Origin of the sequence: Pseudomonas sp. CCOS 191 (genome assembly GCF_001007005.1) — a bacterium.
Classification (GTDB): Bacteria; Pseudomonadota; Gammaproteobacteria; order Pseudomonadales; family Pseudomonadaceae; genus Aquipseudomonas; species Aquipseudomonas soli.
The window spans coordinates 3,587,987-3,609,793 of the sequence record NZ_LN847264.1 but is presented as its reverse complement, the minus strand read 5'-3'; the positions used below and the strand labels follow the sequence as shown (position 1 = coordinate 3,609,793).

Here is a 21,807-nt window from a genome sequence, read left to right as displayed (position 1 = left end):
AGGGGCGTAAGCACTTGATCTTATTTCGCGTATGCGCCGCCGATGATTTGCAGGTAGAAGAGGCTGCACGTTACCAAGAAAATGATTGGCAACGCCCATTTGAATACCCTGAAAAGGGTTTCTTCTCTCAAATGACTCGCGTTGTAAATCACAAAATCCCCTGCTGAAAAAATTATCCAGAACAAGGTGGTGCAGCCTAAAGGTAGAATCATCAAGTGTATGAGCGTTTGCCATTCTTGGGTGAACCATAGCACCGGCAGTGTGCCAATCATGAAGGCCAGCGTAGTCGCACTCATTCCCCTGCCGAGTCGCGAGGGACTGCAAAGAATGTGTTCCCACTTACCGCCAGGTGAGGGACAAAAAATAATGGCTATCCCCGTGGTGAGCAATGCAATTATGGAGAGCGCTATGATGCTCTTCAGAGCAATACCTTCCTCAAGCACATTGACGAAGAACGTTTGAATCTGCTCCTTCCCGCTGGCCTCGATGATTGTGCTGAGCAACAATGACCAAGCGATGAATACAGGCATGGAAAGTCCATCGTCCAAGGCTCTTTTCAATAACGCTGGTACTCCTGTCTGCAACTTACTGCTCCCTTTTTTTTGATGAAATGATAGACTTCCATGGCAACTCGATACTGCATTCCAGTAGGTGCTGATACGCTTGCCACTGTCGAGTGGTTCTGAGTCCACTTTCTCGTACTTGATCCGCGACGCGAGCAAGTGTACTGCTGATTGTTCATGGTCGGCGCAGCGCCGCCGCCAACGCGACGGTCAAAACCACAGCGAACATCATGGCCAGGCTGATGGTCATGGCAACTCCCAACCGCTCCAGCAACCCCGCCATCGCCAGATAGAACGCAATCACCCCCACCGCGCCGATGGCATTGCCCCGCACCATCGCCGCCATCCCGGCGCGGCCGCCTTGTACATGGGCGAACACCACCAACGGCCAGGCGATCACCGGGATCGGCGCCAGCATCCCGCTGGTTGCCGGCCCCAGCCAACTGGCCAGGCTGGTGGTGAGCATCAGCAGCGCGGTGGCGGACACCATGCGCAAGGGGATCTCCCAATAACGGTGCCGAGGCCGGGCAAGCGTATCGGGCCTGGGCTCGCGGCCGCTGGCGCGGATCAGCACGCCGATCAGCAGCAGCGCCACGCCGACCGACAGGTACAACCCGCCCCAGTGGGTGAAGGCATAGGCCGCCAGGCCATAGAACAGGATCGCCAGCGATACCGCCGCCGCGATGCCGAGCTTGCGCGTGGCGAACAGGTAGAAGGTGTAGGTGGCCTGCACGGCCGCCAGCCCACCCAGCGCACCCGGCACCGCGCCCAGGGCGAAGGCCGTGCCTTGCTCCAGGCACAGGAAGGTCATAACCAGCGCCGAGGTGATCGGCAGGCCGGACAGCAAGCCGCCGAGCAGGCCGCCCCAGCGCCGCGAAGCGAGTGAGATGGCCCACATCAGCAGCGGGGTGACGAGGAGTTTCAGGTAGAAGAGGGTCATTGCGCGCGGTTCCGGTTCTGCAAGGGGGCGCCCGCCGTCGGCATTGGGTGGGGCGCGGGTGGATCAGCCGCGGCTGGCCTCCAGGGCCTGGGCAAGGTCGCTGATGATGTCGTCGCTGTGCTCGATACCGATCGACAGGCGCACCATGTCCCGCGGCACGCCGGCCTTTTCCAGCTCTTCGTCGTTGAGCTGGCGGTGGGTGGTGGAGGCGGGGTGGCAGGCCAGCGACTTGGCGTCACCGATGTTCACCAGGCGCACCACCAGTTGCAGTGCATCGATGAAGCGCGCCCCGGCAGCCTGGCCGCCCTTGATGCCGAACGACAGGATCGATGCCGGCTTGCCGCCGGTATAGCGCTGGGCCAGTTGGTGCTCGGGGTGATCGGGCAGGCCTGCGTATTTCACCCAGGCCACCTGGTCGTGTTCCTGCAGGTAGCGGGCAACCTTGAACGCGTTTTCAGTATGCCGCTCCATGCGCAGGGCCAGGGTCTCCAGGCCTTGCAGGATCAGGAAGGCGTTGAACGGCGACAGCGCGGCGCCGGTGTTGCGCAGCGGCACCACGCGGCAGCGGCCGATAAAGGCGGCGGGACCGAAGGCCTCGGTGTAGGTGACGCCGTGGTAGGACGGGTCTGGGGTGTTGAGCAGGGCGAAACGTTGCTTGTGATCGGCCCAGGGGAATTTGCCAGAGTCGATGACGATGCCGCCGATGCTGGTGCCGTGGCCGCCGATGTACTTGGTCAGCGAGTGCACGACGATATCGGCGCCGTGTTCGAACGGGCGGCAGAGAATCGGCGTGGCCACGGTGTTGTCGACGATCAGCGGCACGCCGTGGCGGTGGGCGGCCTCGGCCAGCGCGGCGATATCGACGATATTGCCGGCAGGGTTGCCGATGGACTCGCAGAACACTGCCTTGGTGCGATCGTCGATCAGTGCCTCGAGGGCGGCGATGTCGTCGTGGGCGGCGAAGCGGGTGGTGATGCCCTGGCGCGGCAGGGTGTGGGCCAGCAGGTTGTAGGTACCGCCGTACAGCTTGGCCACCGAGACGATATTGTCGCCGGCCTCGGCGACGGTCTGGATGGCATAGGTGATGGCGGCCATGCCCGAGGCCACTGCAAGCGCGCCAACCCCGCCTTCGAGGGCGGCCATGCGCTGCTCGAGCACATCGTTGGTGGGGTTCATGATGCGCGAGTAGATATTGCCGGCAACCTTGAGGTCGAACAGGTCGGCGCCGTGCTGGGTGTCGTCGAAGGCGAACGAGGTGGTCTGGTAGATCGGCACGGCCACCGCCTTGGTGGTCGGGTCGGGGCTGAAGCCCGCGTGGATGGCGAGTGTTTCCAGCTTCATGCGGTCATTCCTTGAGCGTGGGGTGGAAGCGGTCGAGCATGGGCGGGAGCGAGCAGGCGGTCAAGCGCGCGGAAGGTGCTGTAAGCCGGCTACTTATGCATCCACCCGGGTCACCATTTGATCAACTGCGTGAATGTCGATTGAACTTCGTCATCCGGGACAAGGCATGCAGGATGCGCTGTCTATAGTCGTGATGAACCAGCAGCAACAGCGCATTCAGTAGCAGCATCGCCCCCAGATAGTGGGCCGATAGATAAGTCGCACGTAGATAGATGGCGATCACCAGCACCGATATCAGCACCAACGCCCCGCGTTTGAGTGGGCTGACCGCCCTGGTGGCGTTTAAAACGAAGCCGCATAGCACCAGCAGCACCGAGACGACAAAACCGAAGAGAGCGCCGACGTATTTCGCCTCGCAGGGGATAGCGATGAAGTCACTGTTAGCCACCACTGTAAGCGCAACGATGTCTGCCAGCGCCGACAACATGACGAAACTGAACAAAGGGGGTAGGTTTCGTCTCAGCCACTCAAAGGCCAACGCCTCTTCCTGAGCTTCTCTTCTACGGGATTTTCCGGAGGTAACGAAGGCCGCAAGCATGCCGGCGCCAAAACCGCCAAGCGTCATGGCCGCGAAATTGGTAAGCACCCCCGCCAGGTCAATACGGACGGTGTGGTAATCCGCTTCGTCCATGTTGAACTTTTTGCTTTCCATGAGCACGCTGCGAACGTTATCCGCTAGCTCTAGGTTCTTCAGTGTTTCATTGATTGTTGATACTTGCTCTGTGAGCACAGTCAGCGCTCGTTTGGCTTGAAGGCTGTCTGCCGCCACGGAAAAAAAGATGAACAAAGCGCCAATCGTGGCAATCACGAACCCCGCCAGTTGGCTCCAGGTCGTCCTGAATTTGTACGGCACAGCTGTCGCCACAAGCGCAAAGACCGCCCAAGCAATGACGATTTTCCAATGAAAATCAGGCCCTGAGCTGCTGAGCAGTGGCGACAACATGTACTGTTTGGCAACACTGGAAATTGATAGGGGGCAGGCTGCAGAGATTAGTTGCATGGTTTTAGTCCGGTACGCGTGGCATACCAGGGCGGTCCTCAATGTGTGACTCGCTAGCTTAGCGCGAGATGCTGGCGAAATGATGTTTTTGAAGTGTGGATTGCTGCTCGCATGGTGATCAGCGCTGTGCTGATGCGCTTTGTCGGCGTTGGGTTTCCTCATCGAGATAGTCGAGCAAGGCGGTGATTTCGGTTTCACCCAGGCGCATGTTCGGCATAGCCAGCTGGTTGTACTGTTCATACAGCAGCATCGCCAACGGGTCTTTCTCCGCCAGCATCCTGTCGGGCTCCATCAGCCAGCGCTTGAGCCAGGCCTCGTCCCGCTGCCGGGTCACTCCCAGCAGATCCGGGCCGATGCCATGGGTGACGCCTGGCTCGGTATCGCCCAGGGTATGGCATGACGAGCAGCGGGTCCTGAACAGTTGTTCGCCTTTGCTCGGCGGGCGGATGTCGGGGGCCTGGGTGTAGTCGCGGTGCTGGGCGCTGGCGGTTTTCCAGTTGTGCAGGCTGTTGGCCAGGCGGTCGGCGAGGATGTACGGGCTTTCGAAGGGCGAGGCCTTCATCCAGCGGCCGGTGGCCTGGTTGCCGATGATCAGGCTGAGGTTGTGGTCCTTGCTGCGGCCATTCTCCAGGCCTTCGATGTACAGGCCCAGGCTGCGGCGCAGCTGTTCGATGTCGGCGGCTTCGCCGGTGAGCAGGGTCCAGCCGGGGCCGATGGCGAATTTTTCCGCGTAGCGCTTGAGGGTGGCGGGAGTGTCGTTGTAGGGATCGATGCTGATCGAGTAGATGAAGATGTCCTGGCCGACGCGTTCGCCCAGCAGCTTCTGTACCTGGCGCAGGCGGGCGGTCTCCACCGGGCAGGAGTCGCCGCAGCCGGTGAAGATGAAATTGATGGCAACCACCTTGTCCTTGATCAGGTCGTCGAAGAAATGGACCTGGCGGCCGTCCTGGGTGAGCAAGGGAATGTTGGGGAAGTAGTCGGCGCCCCAGGGGGTGTCGGGGTCAGCGCTGGCGCTGGTCGGGGGCAGGGCGCAGGGCAGGCTGAGGATGATCAGCAGGGGGAGCAGCAGGCGCCAGGTGTGGGGCATGGTCTTACCCTCTTGGATATCTGATGGGGCCTGCGATGCAGGCCATCGCTGGCAAGCCAGCTCCCACATGTACAGCGCCGATCACAAGGCATGCACAGCAACTGTGGGAGCCGGCTTGTCGTGGCGACGAACCGCGGCGAAAGGGCCGCGCAGCGGCCCCTTGCACGACGTCACTTGATACTCAACGGTACCGTCACACTCTGCCCCAGCGCCGACTTGACCGTTACCGCCGGTGGCGAGGCCGGGCCGCTGCCGGTGGTGGTCACCGACAGTTTCCAGCGCGCCCCGGAACCGCTGGCGCTCAGCGTTGCCAGGCCCAGGTCGAGCGGCCCGCTGGTGGTGTTGGTGGTCACCCGGATGCTGTTGCCGGCGGCTACCGAGGTGGTGCCGGAGATCTCCCAGGTCCAGCGGCTGTTGCTGCGCAACTGCACCGAAGCGCTGCTGACCTGGATCTCGTCCATTGGCACTGCGGGCGAAACCGCGATGCTCACCGTGGCCGGGGCCACGGATTCGAGGCCCTTGGCGTCGCGCGCGGCGTAGGTGAAGCTGGCGGTGAACGCCGTGGCGACGGTGGCCGGTGGGGTGTAGGTGACCTGGGTACCGTTGCTGCTGACCGTGCCCTGGCCGGAGTCGGGCTGGGCCAGGCTGCTGACGCTCAGCGGCAGGTTACCGTCGGGGTCGGTGTCGTTGGCCAGCACGTTGAGCACGATCGGCCTGCCGGCCATGGTCGCGGCGCTGTCGTTGACCGCCACCGGCGGCTTGTTGCTGTCGTTGCCCGGGCCGCTGCTCGAGGTGCGGAAGGTCGGCAGGGCTGCGGAGTTGACATACTCCACGCCATCCCAGCCAGGTAATGGCGTCGGCATCATCTGGAACTGGCCGGGGTGCTCGAGGTCCCAGCGCAGCAGCATCGAGGTGTCTTCGTGCTGGGTGTTGTGGCAGTGTTCCATGTAGGTGCCGGCAAACTCACGGAAGCGGATGGCCATTTCCACTTCTTCCGAAGAGTCGCTGTCCGGGCCGATGCGGTAGACGTCCTTGCGCGCCCATTTTTCCCATTCCGGCGGAGCCTTGCCGTCGCGGCTGAGGATCACCCCTTCCTCGAAGTGTACGTGCACCGGGTGGCTCCAGCCGTTGCCGCCGTTCTTGATCTTCCACACTTCCAGGGTGCCGTCGCCGCTGAAACCGCCGTCGGTGGCCTCGTTGGCCAGTTGCGGGGCAGCGCTGATGCGCCGGGGGTCCATGGTGTAGCCGAAGCCGCCGTCGGTCTTGATGGTCCAGGGGGTGCTGTCGGTGCCGTCGGAGCGGCCGAAGATGAATTCGCGGTGGCGGGCGGCCTTGATCTTGACCTGGTCACTGGCGCTGTTGCGGTCGATCGGCAGGGGGATCATCACCAGGCCAGCAGCCTTGCCGGGCTTGGCCGGTTCATACAGGCTTGGGTCCATGCTGAGGTCCTGGCCGGCGTAGGGCTGTACGATCAGTTGCATGAACTTGCCGACCACCGGGTCGCCGCCATCCCATTCCGGGCCGTTGCTGGTCTGCTTGATCACGGGCTTGTACTTGCCCGACAGCACGTCGGCCAGGGCGATGGGTTGTTTCGGGCCCTTGCCGGTGTCGTGCTCCATGAGGTTGACGAAGTACAGCTTGTCGCCGACCTTGATCCCGTTCTTGGCAAAATTGATGATGATGTCGTAGCGTTCGGCGATGCCCTGCAGCGGCAGGATGGCGTTGTTGTCCTGCAGGTTGCCGTCGCCGTTGAGGTCGAGGGTGCCGTCGAACGGCACGGCGTGTTCCATGATATTGCCGTCGTTGGCGATCATGTGGAACGGCACGCGGGCATAGGAGACGTTTGAGCCGCTCGGGCCTTTGAACTCGCCGCTGTTGCCGGCGATTTCACGCACCACGGCGAACTTGAAGTAGCGCGAGACCGAGCCGTTGAGAATGCGGAAACGATAGCTGCGCGCACGCACCTTGAGCTTGGGTTGGTACTGCCAGTTGACCAGGATCTGGTCGCCGAGGAAGCCGTCGGTGTTGAACGGGTTGAACCACAACTGGCCGTTGGCGTCCCACGCCTTGTCGGCGATCACCAGGTTGACGTCATAGTCGCGGTTGCCCCACGGCATCGCCGCGCCGCTGGGGAAGCGCAGGTTGACGCCGTCCTGCAGGGCCTCGTTGCCACGGTCGATGGCCGAGTAGTAGTTCATCATCACCGCGTTGCCCTTGTAGACGTTCTGCGCGGTGAAATCGAGCATGTGGTCGTGGAACCAGTGGGTGCTCATGGTCTCGCGCCAGTCGCCGCGAATCTTGATGCTGCCGTTCTCGCAGGTCTTGAGGCCCGGGGAGGCATCGTTGACGTACAGGGTTTCGCCCGGCGCGCAGGGGAAGGCGGCGCGCGGGTCCTGGGCGCGGGTGTTGATGGTGTCGTAGCCGGCCAGCTGGATCGGCCAGCGGTAGTCATAGTACTGGCCGGGGAAGAAGTAGGCGTTGGCGAAGCCGTCGCTCTCGGCCGGCGAGTGGCCGTTGTGCTCGTGGGTGGAGATGGTGTGCAGGCCGAAGCCGTTGTTGGCCGAGGGGTCGATCGGCAGGGCGTTGTAGTGGCGCATCAGCACCGGTTGGCCATAGCGCACCATCAGCAGCTTGACCGGGAAGGTGCCGTCGAAGGTCCACAGCGCCTTGTGGCCCTGCAAGGGCATCTTCGGATGGAAGCGGGTATCGATGCCCTTGGTGGTGCCCAGGGTGGTGGGGATGTCGGAGGTCTGGTAGTACAGCCCGCCGGGGGCGAATTCGCCCTTGGCGTAGTTGTGCAGTTGCTTGCGGTCGCGCAGGCCCTGGTTGATGCGCGCGCCGGCCTGCGCGGTCTTGAATGCGGCCTGGGGGTAGAACTCGTTCCAGCGCTGGTGCGACCAGCCTTTTCCTGGCGGGCGGCCCTCGGCGGGCGAGCCGACCCCGCTGCGGTTGAGGAACATCTCGATCTGCGCCTTCCACGGGTTGCGGTCGAGCACGTTGGCGTACTGCGACGGGAACGGTGTCAGCCCCGGCTGGGTGAGGAACGCCTCCAGGGCATTGCCGTTGGGGCTGCTGCGCGCGGCGTAGTCCGGGTCCTGGGCGGGCGCGGCACCGATCACGGGGGGCGGGAAGGTCAGGCTGTAGGGCGGGGTGGCCGGGTCGAGTTTCTCCGGGCCGAATTCTTCGAACAGCAGCAGTTGCTGGGTGAACGGCTCGGCGCCAAACAGCGGGCTGGGCTTGCCGTTGGTGGGGTACTTGCGTGAAGTCTGCAGGGTGGGGGGCAGCACGTTGTTGCTGGTCACCGTGGCGCGGGTGCCGTAGGCACCGTTGCTCAGTTCCAGCGACCCTTCGTTGGCCTCGGGCATCGACTTCAAGGCTTCCAGTGCGGCGGCCTGGGCCACTGGGTCGGCGGCCGGGTCGCTGAAGGCCGAGGGGTCGGTGGGTGGTGGTTGGCTCACGTCGTCCAGCGACCCGGCGAACGCGCTGGCCAGCCCGAGGCTGAGCAGCAACGCCGTGACGGAGGACAACCTGAACATCTGGGTCGATGTTGCAGCTGGTTTCTTCATTGCCGTGTGCCCCGTGTTGTGCAGGTTGGCATCTGTTGCCACTGTGATAAGTGGCGATGTGCCTTGAACAGAGGTCAGCAACCGCTGTGCCAATCGACAAATGGCTAAACGCCACGTGTTTCAAGATGTTGCAAAGGTGCGAATGAGACACGCTCGGGCAGTTGCCACAAACCTGGGGATAGACACCCAGGGCTGGGTGGGGAATGCTCCCCACTTCTCGAACACGAGGTGGGCTAGGCTCCTGTCGCGGGCTTGCCCCGCGATAGTGTCGCCATAGGCAGCCAGGCCTTGCCCGCAACGGGTGTTCTTGGCACCCTTGCCTGCCTTGCGTCTCGTCACGCCCATCAAACAAGGAACCTTCAAGGTGAGTTGGGAAAAAGTCGGTAAATCCCTGGTGGGCCTGCTGGCCCTGGTTGCCGTCGCCGCCACGTTCTATATGGCGTTGCGTGACGACGACCGCCTGCAGGCGCGCCTGACCTACGCCCATCTCACCTACCCGGGCCAGTTCAATGAGCGCATCAGCCAGGCCAACGACCTGCTCAAGTACGAGCGGCTGCATGCCCAGATCAGCGAGATCGGCGCAGGCGCCCTCAGCCACCCGCAAATCGACAAACTGGTCGATCTGGCCCAGGCGCCGTATCTGCACCTGTTCGCCAGGCCCTTCGAGGCCGGCCTGGTGGACCACCGCACCGGTCTGCTCATCGAGCTGTCCAACCCCGCCCGTGTACCGCTCAAGGCCGTGCACATTCGCCTGCCGGCCAAGGGGCTGGTGCAGGTGCGCGATGCGGCCGGCAACGACACGCTGGTGCCGACGCCGACCAGCAGCATCGACCTGCCGGCCATTGACGGGGTGAGCGAGAGCAAGGTCTGGGTGTACTTCGATGCTGACTATTCGCAGATCCGCCAGGGTGGGATCAGTATTCGCGATGCCGATGGCAGTGCCGATATCCAGGTGGTTCGTGAAGTGACGGGGTTCCCGGCGCTGCTGGCGCGCTACAGTCAGGTGGTGGTGGCGGTGTTCGCCGCGCTGGGGCTGGGGTTGCTGGCGCTGGCGTATATCTGGTTGGGGCGGGCACGGGTTGCCGGGGTATCACATAGCCTGTAGGCGATAGGCCTATGGCACGCCGGCTTGAAAAAGACCTGAATTCAGACCAATCTATGGCTCTTGAATGAGGGCGATCGATATGCAGAACATCTTTGCCGACGTGACCGTCAGCGTCTCGGAACTAAAGAAGAATCCTACGGCGGTGATGGCCGATGCGCAGGGGAAGCCGGTGGCCGTTCTCAACCATAATCGCGTCATGGGTTACATGGTGCCCGCTGAACTCTACGAGGCGATGATGGAGCGACTGGAAGACATGGAACTTGCGGCATTGGTAAAGGCGCGTGCGGGAGAGAAAGGCATCCCGGTCGAACTGGATGACTTATAAGCTCGAGTTTCTGCCTTCGGCGCTGAAAGAATGGAAGAAGCTGGGGCACACCGTGCGCGAGCAAGCCAGGAGAAAACTCAAGGAGCGTCTGCTCTCGCCCAGGGTTGGGGCGGATGCAATGCGTGATTTGCCTGACCATTTCAAGATCAAGCTCAAGGCCAGCGGCTATCGGGTGGTCTACCGCGTCGAGGATGATCGGGTAGTTGTCGTGGTCGTGGCGATAGGCAAGCGCGAACGTGGGCAAGCCTACCGCTCGGCCGCTGATCGCCTATAGGATTGCCGCTAGATCACAGGTGTGGCGGCCGACAGCAAGGCCTCGACGAACAGGCTTTCAGCGCGGCTCATGCGCTGGTCCTTGTTCCACAACAGGTGGATGTCGACGTCGGCAATGCCCTCCTGCGGCGGCAGTTTCCACAACAACCCTGCGTCCACATCCGGCGCCACCACATGCTCGGGCAGGCAGCCGATACCGAAGCCGGCGATCACCAGGCGGCGCACCTCTTCCAGGCTCGGCGACGAGGCGACGATGCGCCCGGCGAAGCCCTGCTGGTCGCGGAAGATAGTCAGCGGCGAGAGCATGCCGCCAATCTGGTCGCTGGTGAAACTGACGAAATTCTCCCGCTGCAGGTCGCCTTCGGCCTGACCGAACAGCGCGTGGTGCTTGCCGCAGAAGAACGCGTAGCGCTGGCGCAGGAACAACCGCTGCTCCAGCCGTGGCTGGGGCCGGCGGTTGAGGCTGAGGCCGGCGGTGGCGGTTTTTTCCTGCAGGGCGGCGACGATGTCGGAGCTGCGCATCACGTCGATCTCCAGCTCCACCCGCGGGTGCTGGCGGTGGAAGTCGGCGAGGAAGTCGTCGAAGCGTTCGCTGACGATACGGCTGATCATCAACAGGCGCACCTTGCCCACCAGTTCGTCCGCCGGCTGCTCCAGCAGGCCGCCGATCTGCGACATCTGCCCGTACACCTCGCCAGCCAGCTGGAACAACTGCTCGCCCACTTCGGTCAGCACGAAGCGCGGTCCACGGCGGGCGATGAGCTGGCGCCCGAGTTGCTCCTCGAGGCGCTTGAGCGCCTGGCTCACGGCGGGCTGGGTAAGGTGCAGGCGGGCGGCGGCGCGGCTGATCGACAGTTCCTGGCCGATGACGCGGAAGGTGCGCAGCAGGTTCCAGTCGAGGCGGTCGTTGAGCAGGCGGTCGGGCATGGTCGGGCTCGATGATAAGCGTGGTTAATAGTTCGAATAATAAATAGAAAATTGAATTATAGGCGCCCGCGATGAATGATCTCCAGCAGTGCGGGCCTCTTCGCGGAGCCCGACCCAGGCGCCGCCAGAGCGCCACCGTGACCTGAACCACTCCTGCCAGAAAAACAACCAAAGGAGCCACCCATGAAGCCCGCCGCTTCGCCCCAACCGCGCCGTGCCGCCGCCGCCGCGTTCATCGGCACCATGATCGAGTGGTACGACTTCTACATCTACGCCACCGCCGCCGCGCTGGTGTTCGGTGCCTTGTTCTTCCCCTCCGACAACAGCCTGTTCAGCACCATGGCTGCCTTCGGCACCTTTGCCGTGGGCTTCTTCGCCCGGCCCTTGGGCGGCATCATCTTCGGCCATATTGGCGACCGTATCGGGCGCAAGAAATCGCTGATCATCACCTTGCTGATGATGGGCGTGGTCACCGTCGCCATCGGCCTGCTGCCGACCTACGCGCAGATCGGCGCCAGCGCGCCGGTGCTGCTGATCCTGTTGCGCGTGGTCCAGGGCATCGCCGTGGGCGGCGAGTGGGGTGGGGCGGTGCTGATGGCCGGGGAGCATGCGCCCAAGGGCCGGCGCAACTTCTTCGCCTCGTTCGCCCAGCTGGGTAGCCCGGCAGGCCTGATCCTGTCGCTGCTGGCGTTCAGCGCGGTCACCCGCCTGCCGGAAGACGACCTGATGAGCTGGGGCTGGCGCGTGCCGTTCCTGGCCAGCGCGCTGTTGCTGCTGGTGGGCCTGGCAATCCGCCTGGGGGTCAACGAGTCGCCCGAGTTCCTCGCCAGCCGTGAGCAGGCCGAACAGGCCCGGCGTAAGGAGCAGGCACCAGTGCTGGAAGTGTTGCGCAGCGCCTGGCGGCCGCTGCTGCTGTGCATCGGCGCCAACACCCTGGGCATCGCCGGGGTCTATTTCACCAATACCTTCATGATCAGCTACACCACCCAGCAGTTGCACCTGGAGCGCTCGCTGATCCTCGAATGCCTGTTCTTCGTGGCGATCATCCAGTTCTGCGTGCAGCCGTTGGCGGCGTGGCTGTCCGAGCGGCTCGGCGCCACGCGCTTCCTGGCCCTGATGGCGCTGCTGGCGATGGCCTCGCCGTACCCGATGTTCGTGCTGGTGAGCAGCGGCGAAGGCCCGCTGATCGTACTCGGCATCGCCCTGGCGGCGGCGTGCATGGCGTCGTTCTACGCAGTGATCGCAGGCTATGTCAGCGGCATGTTCGCCACCCGCGTGCGCTACACCGCCATCTCCCTGGCCTATCAGGTGTGCGGCGCCATTGCTGGTGGCCTGACCCCGCTGATCGGTACCTGGCTGGCCCACAGTTTCAGCGGCCAATGGTGGCCGATGGCGGTCTTCTACAGCCTGATCGCCTGCACTTCCCTGGTCTGCGTGCTGGCGCTGGCGCGCCGCTACGCCCTTGGCCGCCAGCTCGAGCTGGCCTGAATCTGGAGTATCCGCAATGTTGAAAAGCAATGGCGATCGCCTGTGGGCGAGCCTGATGGCCATGGCCGAAATCGGCGCCACCGCCCGCGGCGGCAGCTGCCGCCTGGCCCTGAGCGACGAGGACAAGGCCGGGCGTGAACTGTTCGGCCGCTGGTGCCGCGAGGCCGGGCTGAGCCTGAGCGTGGATGCCATCGGCAACCTGTTCGCCCGCCGCGAAGGCAGCGACCCGCACGCCGCGCCGGTGATGATGGGCAGCCACCTCGACACCCAGCCCGAGGGCGGGCGTTTCGACGGCGTCTACGGCGTGCTGGCCGGGCTGGAAGTGGTGCGCCGCCTGAACGATCTGGGTATCCGTACCCGCAAACCGCTGGAAATCGCGGTGTGGACCAACGAGGAGGGCGCCCGCTTCACCCCGGCCATGTTCGGCTCGGCGGTGTTCACCGGCACCTTGCCGCTGGCCCAGGCCCTGGCGATCCGCGATGCCGACGGCATCAGCGTCGCCGATGAACTGGCGCGTACCGGTTATGCCGGCCAGCGCCCGCTGGGCGGCAAGGTGGACGCCTATTTCGAGGCGCATATCGAACAGGGCCCGATCCTCGAGGACAACGCCAGGAGCATCGGTGTGGTCAGCGGCGGTCAGGCAATCCGCTGGCTCGACGTGACCGTCGAAGGCATGGCCGCGCATGCCGGCACCACGCCGATGAAGCTGCGCAAGGACGCCTTGTACGGCGTGGCACGGATGATCCAGGCCATCGAACAGCTGGCCTGCGACTTCGCCCCCGAGGCCCTGACCACGGTGGGTGAGCTGAGCATCGCCAAGTCGTCGCGCAACACCATTCCCGGCCTGGTGCGCTTCACCCTCGACCTGCGTCATCACCGCGACGAGGCCATCGACGCCATGGAGCGCGATATCAGCCTGCAGTTGCAGGCCATCGCCAGCCAGCGTGGCCTGGCGGTGCGCATCGAGCGCCACTGGGTCAGCCCGGCCACGCCGTTCGACGCCGACTGCGTGGCCGCCGTGCAGCAAGCGGTGGATGGCCTGGGCTACAGCCAGCAGTCCATCGTCAGCGGCGCCGGCCATGACGCGATCCTGCTGGCGCGCTACTGCCCCACGGCGATGGTGTTCATCCCCTGCGTCGGTGGGCTGAGCCACAACGAAGCCGAGGATGTGCTGCCCGAGGATGCCCGCCAAGGCGCCGATGTATTGCTCAACGCCGTGCTGGCCCGTGCCGGCCAGGTTGTCGAAGGAGAAGCCTGATGCGCTGCTATTTCCACCCTGAACAATTGCTCCACCACCCGCGCAGCTACTATTCGCGCGGCGCCATGCGCACCCCGCAGGAAGTCCCCGAGCGCGCCCAGCGCCTGCTGCAGGCCGCCAATGACCTTGGCTTCGATATCCGCAAACCCGAGGATGCCGGCCTGGCACCACTCAAGGCGGTGCATGGCGAGGCCTACCTGGCGTTCCTCGAAGAAGCCCATGCGCGTTGGAAAGAAGTGCCGGAGGACTGGGGCGACGAGGTGATGTCCAACATCTTCGTCCGCGAACCCAACGCCCTGCGCGGCATCCTTGCCCAGGCCGGGCGCTACCTGGCCGATGGCAGTTGCCCGGTGGGGGAGCATACCTGGCGTTCGGCCTACTGGTCGGCACAGAGCGCCGTCGCCGCGGCCCAGGCCATCCTTGACGGAGAATCCGCCGCCTATGCCCTGTGCCGTCCGCCGGGGCACCATGGCCGGTACGACGCTGCCGGTGGCTTCTGTTATCTGAACAACGCCGCCGTCGCGGCCCAGGTGTTGCGCGGCCGCTATCAGCGCGTGGCGATCCTGGATACCGACATGCACCACGGGCAGGGCATCCAGGAGATTTTCTACGAGCGGGACGATGTGCTGTACGTCTCGGTGCATGGTGACCCGACCAATTTCTATCCTGGGGTAGCGGGCTTTGCCGACGAGCGCGGTAGTGGAGCAGGAGAGGGCTGCAATCTCAACCTGCCGATGGCCCACGGGGCGAGTGAAGCGGACTTCATGGCGCAGCTGGAGGTTGCGTTGCAAGCGGTGAAGGACTTCGGCGCCGAGGTGCTGGTACTTTCGCTGGGCTTCGATATCTACGAGCTGGACCCGCAGAGCAAAGTGGCGGTGACTACCGAAGGGTTCGCCCGGCTGGGTGAACAGATTCGTGGGTTGCGTTTGCCGTGCCTGATCGTGCAGGAAGGCGGGTACCACCTGGAGAGCCTGGAGGCGAATGCGCGGGCATTCTTCTGCGAAAAGCGAGATTGGCGCTTGGCCTTTCGCGGGTAGAGCCCGCTCCCGCGATTGTTGAGGTGGAGCGAGTGATTAAATGTCCGTGGAGCGTACGGCACGCGCTCCAATGTTGGGTCAGTTCGGAGTCGGTTATGAAACCCTGCTTGCTTCGGCTGACCAGGCCTCGGTCACACATGCCATCAATAACTTCATAAGCCTTGAATGTCACCGATATGTGGCCAGTCGCCTAAAGTGTAGAGCCTGGCAATCCGAGGGCGTTAGCTACTGCGATTGTTGGCAATCAGGAACAGCATTACGTCCTGATGGTTTCATATTTGATCACGCACTGTGTGTGTCGTAAATGTCGATGTGAAGCGGTAGTTGGCGCTAGGTCTGGCCTGTCTGGCGGTACTATGATTTGCGAACTTGGTGAGCTGTTGTCGAGGGTTCGAAATTACGGGGCTCATAAGAAAATGAGCCTTCATTTTTCATATTATGGGTTTCTCGGTACCTATAGCGAGTGTCTGTTTTTAATACTTTTAAAGACATTTTTTCGCTGTTGGGCGAGTAGGTTGTGACATAAGTTGGTTGGTCGGCATAAGCCATGATAGATGTTTGGCTATAGTCTGCGAGCTGTTGGGCGAATGGTACGCTTGACGGTGTCTTGCTAGATGCGGAATGGCAGATGACAAGATGGATTTGACTGTAGGAATCTAGGTTAATACCTTGCAAGTTTAGATAGTTATAGAATTGTTCTGCGTTTAGTGTTTGTTTTTTTACTTTAACTACCCCGGCTAGTCCATGTGCTAGCAGCGTCAGGCGCTTCCCTCTCCATGTACGATTAGCAATTGCAATTACTCCGTCGCGATCCAGCAAGGGTTTGCCACTGACATGACCGGTTGGGTCAACGCGGTTGATTGGATCATTCAAGGCGAATACGTAGGCGTTGAGCCCTCCATCTTCAAAGGGACTCAGGCTGTCCGGGCTGTTGAAACGTTGTAAGAAGGGGTTGAATGCTCGATAACCATTACCAAGCAGGTAGTGTCCAGTCACTCGCTCCAGTCGCCCGCCGTTGAACTTTACTTGCCCCAATGAAGATTTCGGCGCGTCGCCATACGGGGTATAGGTGGTGCCGGTCCAGCCATTAGGTTGCAGCATCGCCAAGGAAGATTTGCTCAGGTCCGCCGCGATCAGTGCTCTCCATTTGGACATGTTTTACCCCTCCCCAAGGTCAGCAGCGAAGGACCAATGTTTACCGAGGGTGTAAGGAGCATACATTTCCGTCTTTATCAGCGATTTATGATTGAAAAGTCTACGGTGCGTTGGCTGTTCGCTTCTACTGACAGAATTATCAGTTGTCTAATTTTCTTTGCTGATGCGATATTTCAGTGCATGCGCTTAAGCGGCTGGTTCACGATCGCCCAAATCTGGCCTCACCACGTGCTCGGGCATGTTCTGCGTTGGCCCTACACGCCACCCCGCCGCACATGCTTGACCAACACCTTCTCCAGCAACTCCCACATCGCCGGGTCGGTACTGAACGCCACATTGAAGCGCATCCACCCAGTGGCCTTGGCATCGACCATGAACAACTGCCCGGGCCCGAGCATGATGCCTTTCTCCAGCGCATCGTCGAGCAGGGCGGCGCTGTCGGGGATGGCCGGATGGCGGGTCCAGATGTACATCCCCTCATCCGATTCGATGAACAGCTCGAAACCCAGCCGATGCAGGTGCCGGCCCACTTCCTGGTGCGCCTCGGCCAGGCGCTGGCGCAGGCGTTTGAGGTGCTTGCGCCAGCGGCCGTCGATGATCGCGGCGTACACCACCCGCTCCATCACCTGCGAGGTGGTCAGGCCCGAACGCATCTTCAGGTGCAGCAGTTGCTGGGTCAGCTCGGGGTTGGCCAGCAGGTAGCCGACGCGCACGTTGGGCGAGATGCTTTTCGAATAGCTGCCCACGTACACCACTTGCTGTAGATGGTCGAGGCTCGCCAGGCAGGGCAGCGGGTCGGCGATCATGTCGGCGTAGAGGTTGTTCTCCACCAGGCGGAAGCCATGCTGGCTGGCCAACTGCAGCAGGCGGTGCAGCTGCGCCAGCGGGGTGCGCGAGCAGGTTGGGCTGTGCAGGTGCGGCTGGGTGAAGAAGGCCGTGGGGCGGTGGTGGGCCAGCAGGCGCTCGAGCTGGTCGAGGTCATAGCCGGCCGGGGTGCGCGGCACGCCCACCAGGGTGGCGCCCTGGGTGCGCAGGATGCTCATCAGGTTGGGGTAGCCGGGGTCGTCCACCAGCACCACGTCGCCGGGGCGCACCAGGGTGCGCACGGCCAGGTCCAGGGCCTGGCTGGCGCCGTGGGTGAGCATCAACTGCGCCGGGTTGGCGACGATCGACAGTTCCTGCTGCAGGTTCTGCGCAGTCAAAGCGCGCAATTCCGGCAGGCCCATGGGGTCGCCGTAGCCGGACAGCTCCAGCGGGCTGCCGGCGACCTGGCGCAGGCCTCGGCGCAAGCCTTCCTCGTACATCCAATCGTTGGGCAGCCAGCCGCAACCCGGTTTGAACGGCAGCTGGCGGATCTCGAAGATCTGCTGCAGGTACCACTCCGAGTTGAACGTGGGGCGGCTGGTATCGGCCTCGACGCTGTGCTTGTCCAGCAGCTCGTTCGCCGCACGATTGACGAAGAAGCCCGCATTGCCCTTGCTCACCAGTAACCCCTGGGCCACCAGGCGGTCGTAGGCCTCGACCACGGTGAAGGTGCTCACCGAGTAGGTCGAGGCGAACGCCCGGATCGACGGGACCTTCGCCCCGGGCTTGAGGGTCTGGTCGTCGATCAGCGCGCGCAAGCCGTCGATGATCTGGTTGACCAGCGGGGTGGAGGAGTCCGGATGTAGCTGGAGCATTCGGGGGCCTTCAGGTGTGCGGGACGCCAGGCGCCTGCGGGGCACAGCGGGTGTATTGCATCGGCGGCCTGTACAGTGCAGTGCGTTTTTCATGCAGCTGTGCATGGCTCAATGTGTTCGACATTTTTACATTACGTGTCAGATATAGCCAACACAGCACATGACAGCGCCATGAATAATCACAACATCGCTGCTTTACCGTCGAGGTCCGCCTCGCACCTTCTTCCCGCGTGGCCGGACGCTGCTCGTCCGTCCCCAGCATGGTTCAGTTCGTCCAGAGGGTCGCCTCTGGCCGCGTAAGCAGGCCGCCACGGATGGCCTGCGTGTGCTCGCGCACACCTCCCTGCCCGCAGTAGCACTGATGTACAGGTGAGACCGATAACCATCGGGGTTTCACAGTTTTTCCTTGGATAAAAAGAAGCACGGGGTAAATAACTGATGGACGCAACATCCACATCCACCACCGCGAAGGATGGGCACGAGAGCAAGCTCAGTGCCTCGCTCAAGTCGCGCCACCTGACGATGATGTCCATCGCCGGGGTGATCGGCGGCGCCTTGTTCGTCGGTTCCGGCAGCGTGATCCACAGCGCCGGCCCGGCTGCTGTCCTGGCATACCTGGCCGGCGGCATCCTGGTGGTGCTGATCATGCGCATGCTGGGTGAAATGGCGACTTCCTCGCCGGACACCGGCTCGTTCTCCACCTACGCCGACCGCGCTATCGGCCGCTGGGCCGGTTTCACCATCGGCTGGCTGTACTGGTGGTACTGGGTGATCCTCATGGCCTGGGAGGCCTATGTGGCGGGCAAGATCCTGCACGGCTTCTTCCCCGACGTGAGCGTCAACGTGTTCGTGCTGGCCACGACCCTGCTGCTGATCACCGTCAACTTCTTCAACGTCAAGCACTATGGCGAGTTCGAGTTCTGGTTCGCGCTGATCAAGGTGGTGGCGATCGTCTGCTTCCTGGTGGTGTGCACCGCCGCGGTGATGAACGTCTGGCAGTTCGGCGAGGTGCGCGGCATCAGCCACCTGACCGCCGAAGGCTTCATGCCCAACGGCATCACCACGGTGATCGGCGCCTTGCTGGGGGTGATGTTCGCCTTCCTCGGCGCCGAGATCGTCACCATCGCCGCCTCCGAAGCGAAGGACCCGGCCACCCAGATCGTCAAGGCGACCAACTCGGTGGTCTGGCGGGTGTGCCTGTTCTATGTCGGCTCGATCTTCCTGATCGTCTGCCTGGTGCCGTGGAACGACCCGCACCTGGGCGTCTCCGGTTATGGCGCCTACCGCCGCACCCTGGAGCTGCTGGGCGTGCCGTATGCTGAGCTGCTGATGAACTTCGTGGTGCTGACCTCGGTGAGCAGTTGCCTGATCTCCGGCCACTACACCGCCTCGCGCATGCTGTTCTCCCTGGCCCAGCGTGGCGACGCGCCGCGCCTGTTCAAGTTCACCCGCACCGGCACCGGCGTGCCGGTGAACGCGATCATCGGCTCGTGCCTGGTGGCGGTGTTCTGCGCGCTGATCAACTTCAGCGACACCCTGCGCCCGAAAGACGTGCTGGAAACCCTGATGAACACCACCGGCATGATCGCCTTGCTGGTGTACCTGGTGATCGCCTTCTCGCAGCTGCGCATGCGCCGCAAGCTGGTGGCCGAGGGCAAGGAAGTGCGCCTGAAGATGTGGTTGTTCCCGTGGCTGACCTACCTGGTGATCGTATTCATCGTGGCGGCGCTGGTGACCATGGCCTTCATGCCTGACTACCAGATCCTGGTGATCTCCACCGGCATCGCTGCGGCCATCGTGGTGGCCATGGGTGTGGTGCACCAGATGCGTACCGCCAAGCGTCACTGACTGCGGTAGCGTTTCGCGCAACGGCCGGTCCTCGTCAAGGGACCGGCCGTTTTCATTTTCGCCTGGGCCAATCGGATCATCCCTACGTTGCGTGGTGCCGACATGGCTTATGCTGCACGCAATTGCCCTACAAGGAGTCGTCCCATGTCCTGGTCCGCCACCCAGTATTCGCTGTTCGAAGACGAACGCACCCGTGCCGTACGTGACCTGCTTGCCGCCGTGCCGACGCGCCCGGTGCGCCACGCCACCGACCTTGGCTGCGGTCCGGGCAACTCCACCGAAGTGTTGCTGCAACGTTGCCCCGATGCGCAGGTCGTCGCCCTGGACAGCGATCCGGACATGGTCGACAAGGCCCGGCAGCGGCCACGCTTGAGCATTCCACGGGTGCGTTGCGAGATTGGCGAGATCGCCGGCTGGGCGGCCCAGGTGCCCCAGGACCTGATTCTCGCCAACGCTTCGCTGCAGTGGGTGCCGGACCATGCCAGCCTGTATCCGCATCTGGTGCGGCAACTGAACGAGGGGGCGAGCCTGGCCGTGCAGACGCCGGACAACCTCGACGAGCCGGCTCATCGCCGCTTGCGCGAGATTGCCAGCCAAGGACCTTGGGCCGACAAGTTCGCTGACTTCAGCCTGCCGCCGCGGCACAACGCGGGGTTCTATTACGATTTGCTCAGCCCTTTGTGCGCGCGGGTGGATGTGTGGCGCACCACCTATCACCACCCCTTGATCGGTGGCGCCGAGGCGGTGGTGGAGTGGTTCAAGGGCTCTGCGTTGCGGCCTTACCTGGCGCGGCTGGATGAGCAGGAGCAGGCGGGTTTTCTGCAGTTGTATCTGCAGGCCATGCAACATGACTACCCGGCGGCCAGCGACGGTCGGGTGTTGTTGCCGTTCCCGCGGCTATTTGTGGTGGCTACGCGTTAGGCGCCAGAGCACATAGGTATAGATGCCGAGGTTGAGCGCCAGCACGATGGTGCCCAGCCACAGCTGGATCTGTGGGGTCAGGCCGGTGGGGTAGATCACGGGCCAGATGTAGTGTTCGACGAAACCGCCGTGGTAGCCGGCGTCGCCGGCGGCTTTACGCAGGTGGTTTTCCCAGTCGGTCAGGGGGCATTCCAGGTGCAGGCCTTCCACGGCCAGGCCCCAGGCTAGGGCGGGGAGGTGGATCAGCAGGGCGCGGCGGCGCCAGAGCACCAGCAGGCCGCCGAACAGGACGAGCAGGATGAACGAGAGGTGGAACAGGACCAGGGTGTCGGCGGCCAGGCGGTGGAACATGGTGGGTGGGGCCTTGCTGGGGGAGATGGGTTAGCTTGTCATGGTTTTTCGGGTTTTTGTTTCTGAGGTTGGTTTATTGTTTTGATAGTTGTATGCGCATTCATTTGCGATGTCGACGCTTATTCACCTTTCCGCCCTTACGGCGGGTCCCTTTTTGAAGGATCAAAAAGGAACCAAAAAATCCTCGCTCCATTCATCCGGCCCTCCGCTTCGCTCCGGGTCCCCTCACTACGGCCTTGCTCCCGGGAGGACCGCGCTGAACGCCCCATCCTGGGGCGCAGCGCTTGACGGGCATCCATGCCCGTCACCTCCCTCCGCAAGTCCTGCGTTCGGCCTCCTGAAGTCGCGAAGTTACGGGCGGCGCCTGCACTAACGCAGCTAGTCGCTAGTTACCATCGTGGGAACTCTAGATCACCATCTCGCGGCAAGCCCGCTCCCACGATAGTTTAACTGTGTCATTCAGCGTGGGAGCGGGCTTGACCCGCGATGGCGTAATGAAGAACAACTTCATCCACTAATAAACCAAAACATCTGCTCTTGATCTGCTCTTGATCATGCTCTTGATCATGCTCTTGATCTTGCTTCTAGGATGCTGGTGCGAGACAAACGCCACCATCGGGTCACGCCGCATCGACACGCAGAACAGCCGCTGATCATCGACATCGCGTCTTGCAAAAAATTATGCCGCGATGGTCTCGCTGGCTTGTGTCATGCGGTGTATGCGACGGTTTTTTCAGACAGAGCCTAACGCGAACGCGAGGGCGAGTTCAAAAGTGTGTACAGGTGAATCGGGTGCCGTTGGACCTGACATTTTTGCCAGTACCCAGAAAATTAGAGAAGGGGTAGTGTGAAATTTAGAGGTTCGCCTGGATCTAGGGAACTT

General features: G+C 62.7%; 18 protein-coding genes. 8 read left to right on the top strand and 10 right to left on the bottom strand.

Annotation, left to right across the window (positions count from 1 at the left end):
• Window positions 1–20 precede the first annotated feature (20 nt).
• From CCOS191_RS15905 to CCOS191_RS15880, 6 genes are all read right to left on the bottom strand, one after another.
• Window positions 21–530 carry a hypothetical protein gene (locus CCOS191_RS15905; RefSeq protein WP_046856051.1) on the bottom strand — a complete coding sequence of 170 codons (510 nt, stop codon included), beginning with the start codon at window positions 528–530 and terminating at the stop codon, window positions 21–23.
• A 208-nt stretch (window positions 531–738) separates the two neighbouring features.
• Window positions 739–1,503 carry a hypothetical protein gene (locus CCOS191_RS15900; RefSeq protein ID WP_046856050.1) on the bottom strand — a complete coding sequence of 255 codons (765 nt, stop codon included), beginning with the start codon at window positions 1,501–1,503 and terminating at the stop codon, window positions 739–741.
• Between the two features lie 63 nt (window positions 1,504–1,566).
• Window positions 1,567–2,844: a bifunctional O-acetylhomoserine aminocarboxypropyltransferase/cysteine synthase gene (locus tag CCOS191_RS15895; RefSeq protein ID WP_046856049.1), complete on the bottom strand. Its 1,278-nt coding sequence runs from the start codon at window positions 2,842–2,844 to the stop codon at window positions 1,567–1,569.
• 121 nt (window positions 2,845–2,965) lie between these two features.
• Window positions 2,966–3,904: a hypothetical protein gene (locus CCOS191_RS15890; protein WP_046856048.1), complete on the bottom strand. Its 939-nt coding sequence runs from the start codon at window positions 3,902–3,904 to the stop codon at window positions 2,966–2,968.
• 118 nt (window positions 3,905–4,022) lie between these two features.
• Complete coding sequence (locus CCOS191_RS15885) at window positions 4,023–4,991, bottom strand: SCO family protein (RefSeq protein ID WP_046856047.1); 969 nt, start codon at window positions 4,989–4,991, stop codon at window positions 4,023–4,025.
• A gap of 170 nt (window positions 4,992–5,161) precedes the next feature.
• Window positions 5,162–8,557, bottom strand: a complete 3,396-nt coding sequence (locus CCOS191_RS15880) for an Ig-like domain-containing protein (protein ID WP_046856046.1) — start codon at window positions 8,555–8,557, stop codon at window positions 5,162–5,164.
• 364 nt (window positions 8,558–8,921) lie between these two features.
• Between CCOS191_RS15880 and CCOS191_RS15875 the strand changes: the two genes are divergently transcribed.
• The 3 genes from CCOS191_RS15875 to CCOS191_RS15865 all read left to right on the top strand — a co-directional run bounded on the left by CCOS191_RS15875 (window position 8,922) and on the right by CCOS191_RS15865 (window position 10,261).
• Window positions 8,922–9,662, top strand: a complete 741-nt coding sequence (locus CCOS191_RS15875; protein WP_046856045.1) for a hypothetical protein — start codon at window positions 8,922–8,924, stop codon at window positions 9,660–9,662.
• A 79-nt stretch (window positions 9,663–9,741) separates the two neighbouring features.
• Entirely contained in the window at window positions 9,742–9,987 is a 246-nt protein-coding gene (locus tag CCOS191_RS15870; RefSeq protein WP_046857823.1) for a type II toxin-antitoxin system Phd/YefM family antitoxin, read from the top strand.
• A complete protein-coding gene (locus tag CCOS191_RS15865) occupies window positions 9,977–10,261 on the top strand; it encodes a type II toxin-antitoxin system RelE family toxin (RefSeq protein WP_046856044.1) in 285 nt (94 codons plus the stop codon). Before CCOS191_RS15870 ends, CCOS191_RS15865 begins: the two co-directional genes overlap by 11 nt.
• Window positions 10,262–10,269: 8 nt before the next feature.
• Here CCOS191_RS15865 and CCOS191_RS15860 read toward each other — a convergent pair whose 3' ends face one another.
• Entirely contained in the window at window positions 10,270–11,187 is a 918-nt protein-coding gene (locus CCOS191_RS15860; protein WP_046856043.1) for a LysR family transcriptional regulator, read from the bottom strand.
• A 183-nt stretch (window positions 11,188–11,370) separates the two neighbouring features.
• Here CCOS191_RS15860 and CCOS191_RS15855 point away from each other — a divergent pair, with 183 nt between their 5' ends.
• Genes CCOS191_RS15855 through CCOS191_RS15845 form a run of 3 tightly spaced genes read left to right on the top strand, consistent with a single transcriptional unit; the run spans window position 11,371 to window position 14,970 of the window.
• Window positions 11,371–12,675, top strand: a complete 1,305-nt coding sequence (locus CCOS191_RS15855; protein ID WP_046856042.1) for an MFS transporter — start codon at window positions 11,371–11,373, stop codon at window positions 12,673–12,675.
• Between the two features lie 16 nt (window positions 12,676–12,691).
• Window positions 12,692–13,933: a Zn-dependent hydrolase gene (locus CCOS191_RS15850; protein ID WP_046856041.1), complete on the top strand. Its 1,242-nt coding sequence runs from the start codon at window positions 12,692–12,694 to the stop codon at window positions 13,931–13,933.
• Window positions 13,933–14,970, top strand: coding sequence for a histone deacetylase family protein (locus CCOS191_RS15845; RefSeq protein WP_046856040.1), 1,038 nt, complete (start codon window positions 13,933–13,935; stop codon window positions 14,968–14,970). The genes CCOS191_RS15850 and CCOS191_RS15845 overlap by 1 nt, the downstream gene beginning before the upstream one ends.
• Before the next feature lie 354 nt (window positions 14,971–15,324).
• Here CCOS191_RS15845 and CCOS191_RS27475 read toward each other — a convergent pair whose 3' ends face one another.
• Both CCOS191_RS27475 and CCOS191_RS15840 read right to left on the bottom strand, forming a co-directional pair.
• Window positions 15,325–16,125, bottom strand: coding sequence for an RHS repeat-associated core domain-containing protein (locus CCOS191_RS27475; RefSeq protein ID WP_082120437.1), 801 nt, complete (start codon window positions 16,123–16,125; stop codon window positions 15,325–15,327).
• A 254-nt stretch (window positions 16,126–16,379) separates the two neighbouring features.
• Window positions 16,380–17,804 carry an aminotransferase-like domain-containing protein gene (locus CCOS191_RS15840; protein WP_046856039.1) on the bottom strand — a complete coding sequence of 475 codons (1,425 nt, stop codon included), beginning with the start codon at window positions 17,802–17,804 and terminating at the stop codon, window positions 16,380–16,382.
• Between the two features lie 438 nt (window positions 17,805–18,242).
• On the opposite strand from CCOS191_RS15840, the gene CCOS191_RS15835 reads away from it, so the two are divergent.
• Together CCOS191_RS15835 and tam are read left to right on the top strand one after the other, a co-directional pair.
• Entirely contained in the window at window positions 18,243–19,652 is a 1,410-nt protein-coding gene (locus CCOS191_RS15835; RefSeq protein ID WP_046856038.1) for an amino acid permease, read from the top strand.
• A gap of 144 nt (window positions 19,653–19,796) precedes the next feature.
• Window positions 19,797–20,573: a trans-aconitate 2-methyltransferase gene (gene tam / locus CCOS191_RS15830; protein WP_046856037.1), complete on the top strand. Its 777-nt coding sequence runs from the start codon at window positions 19,797–19,799 to the stop codon at window positions 20,571–20,573.
• Here tam and CCOS191_RS15825 read toward each other — a convergent pair.
• Window positions 20,550–20,924: a DUF2784 domain-containing protein gene (locus tag CCOS191_RS15825; protein ID WP_046856036.1), complete on the bottom strand. Its 375-nt coding sequence runs from the start codon at window positions 20,922–20,924 to the stop codon at window positions 20,550–20,552. The two genes, tam and CCOS191_RS15825, sit on opposite strands and share 24 nt — an antisense overlap.
• Window positions 20,925–21,807: the final 883 nt, after the last annotated feature.

Excerpts from the sequence above, each read along its gene's own strand:
- CCOS191_RS15860 (WP_046856043.1), bottom strand. The coding sequence starts at position 11,187 with ATGCCCGACCGCCTGCTCAACGACCGCCTCGACTGGAACCTGCTGCGC.
- CCOS191_RS15825 (WP_046856036.1), bottom strand. The coding sequence starts at position 20,924 with ATGTTCCACCGCCTGGCCGCCGACACCCTGGTCCTGTTCCACCTCTCG.
- CCOS191_RS15835 (WP_046856038.1), top strand. The coding sequence starts at position 18,243 with ATGGACGCAACATCCACATCCACCACCGCGAAGGATGGGCACGAGAGC.
- CCOS191_RS15865 (WP_046856044.1), top strand. The coding sequence starts at position 9,977 with ATGACTTATAAGCTCGAGTTTCTGCCTTCGGCGCTGAAAGAATGGAAG.
- CCOS191_RS15890 (WP_046856048.1), bottom strand. The coding sequence starts at position 3,904 with ATGCAACTAATCTCTGCAGCCTGCCCCCTATCAATTTCCAGTGTTGCC.
- CCOS191_RS15845 (WP_046856040.1), top strand. The coding sequence starts at position 13,933 with ATGCGCTGCTATTTCCACCCTGAACAATTGCTCCACCACCCGCGCAGC.
- CCOS191_RS15850 (WP_046856041.1), top strand. The coding sequence starts at position 12,692 with ATGTTGAAAAGCAATGGCGATCGCCTGTGGGCGAGCCTGATGGCCATG.
- CCOS191_RS15855 (WP_046856042.1), top strand. The coding sequence starts at position 11,371 with ATGAAGCCCGCCGCTTCGCCCCAACCGCGCCGTGCCGCCGCCGCCGCG.
- CCOS191_RS15880 (WP_046856046.1), bottom strand. The coding sequence starts at position 8,557 with ATGAAGAAACCAGCTGCAACATCGACCCAGATGTTCAGGTTGTCCTCC.
- CCOS191_RS15900 (WP_046856050.1), bottom strand. The coding sequence starts at position 1,503 with ATGACCCTCTTCTACCTGAAACTCCTCGTCACCCCGCTGCTGATGTGG.
- CCOS191_RS15905 (WP_046856051.1), bottom strand. The coding sequence starts at position 530 with ATGCCTGTATTCATCGCTTGGTCATTGTTGCTCAGCACAATCATCGAG.
- CCOS191_RS15885 (WP_046856047.1), bottom strand. The coding sequence starts at position 4,991 with ATGCCCCACACCTGGCGCCTGCTGCTCCCCCTGCTGATCATCCTCAGC.
- CCOS191_RS15895 (WP_046856049.1), bottom strand. The coding sequence starts at position 2,844 with ATGAAGCTGGAAACACTCGCCATCCACGCGGGCTTCAGCCCCGACCCG.
- tam (WP_046856037.1), top strand. The coding sequence starts at position 19,797 with ATGTCCTGGTCCGCCACCCAGTATTCGCTGTTCGAAGACGAACGCACC.
- CCOS191_RS27475 (WP_082120437.1), bottom strand. The coding sequence starts at position 16,125 with ATGTCCAAATGGAGAGCACTGATCGCGGCGGACCTGAGCAAATCTTCC.
- CCOS191_RS15870 (WP_046857823.1), top strand. The coding sequence starts at position 9,742 with ATGCAGAACATCTTTGCCGACGTGACCGTCAGCGTCTCGGAACTAAAG.
- CCOS191_RS15840 (WP_046856039.1), bottom strand. The coding sequence starts at position 17,804 with ATGCTCCAGCTACATCCGGACTCCTCCACCCCGCTGGTCAACCAGATC.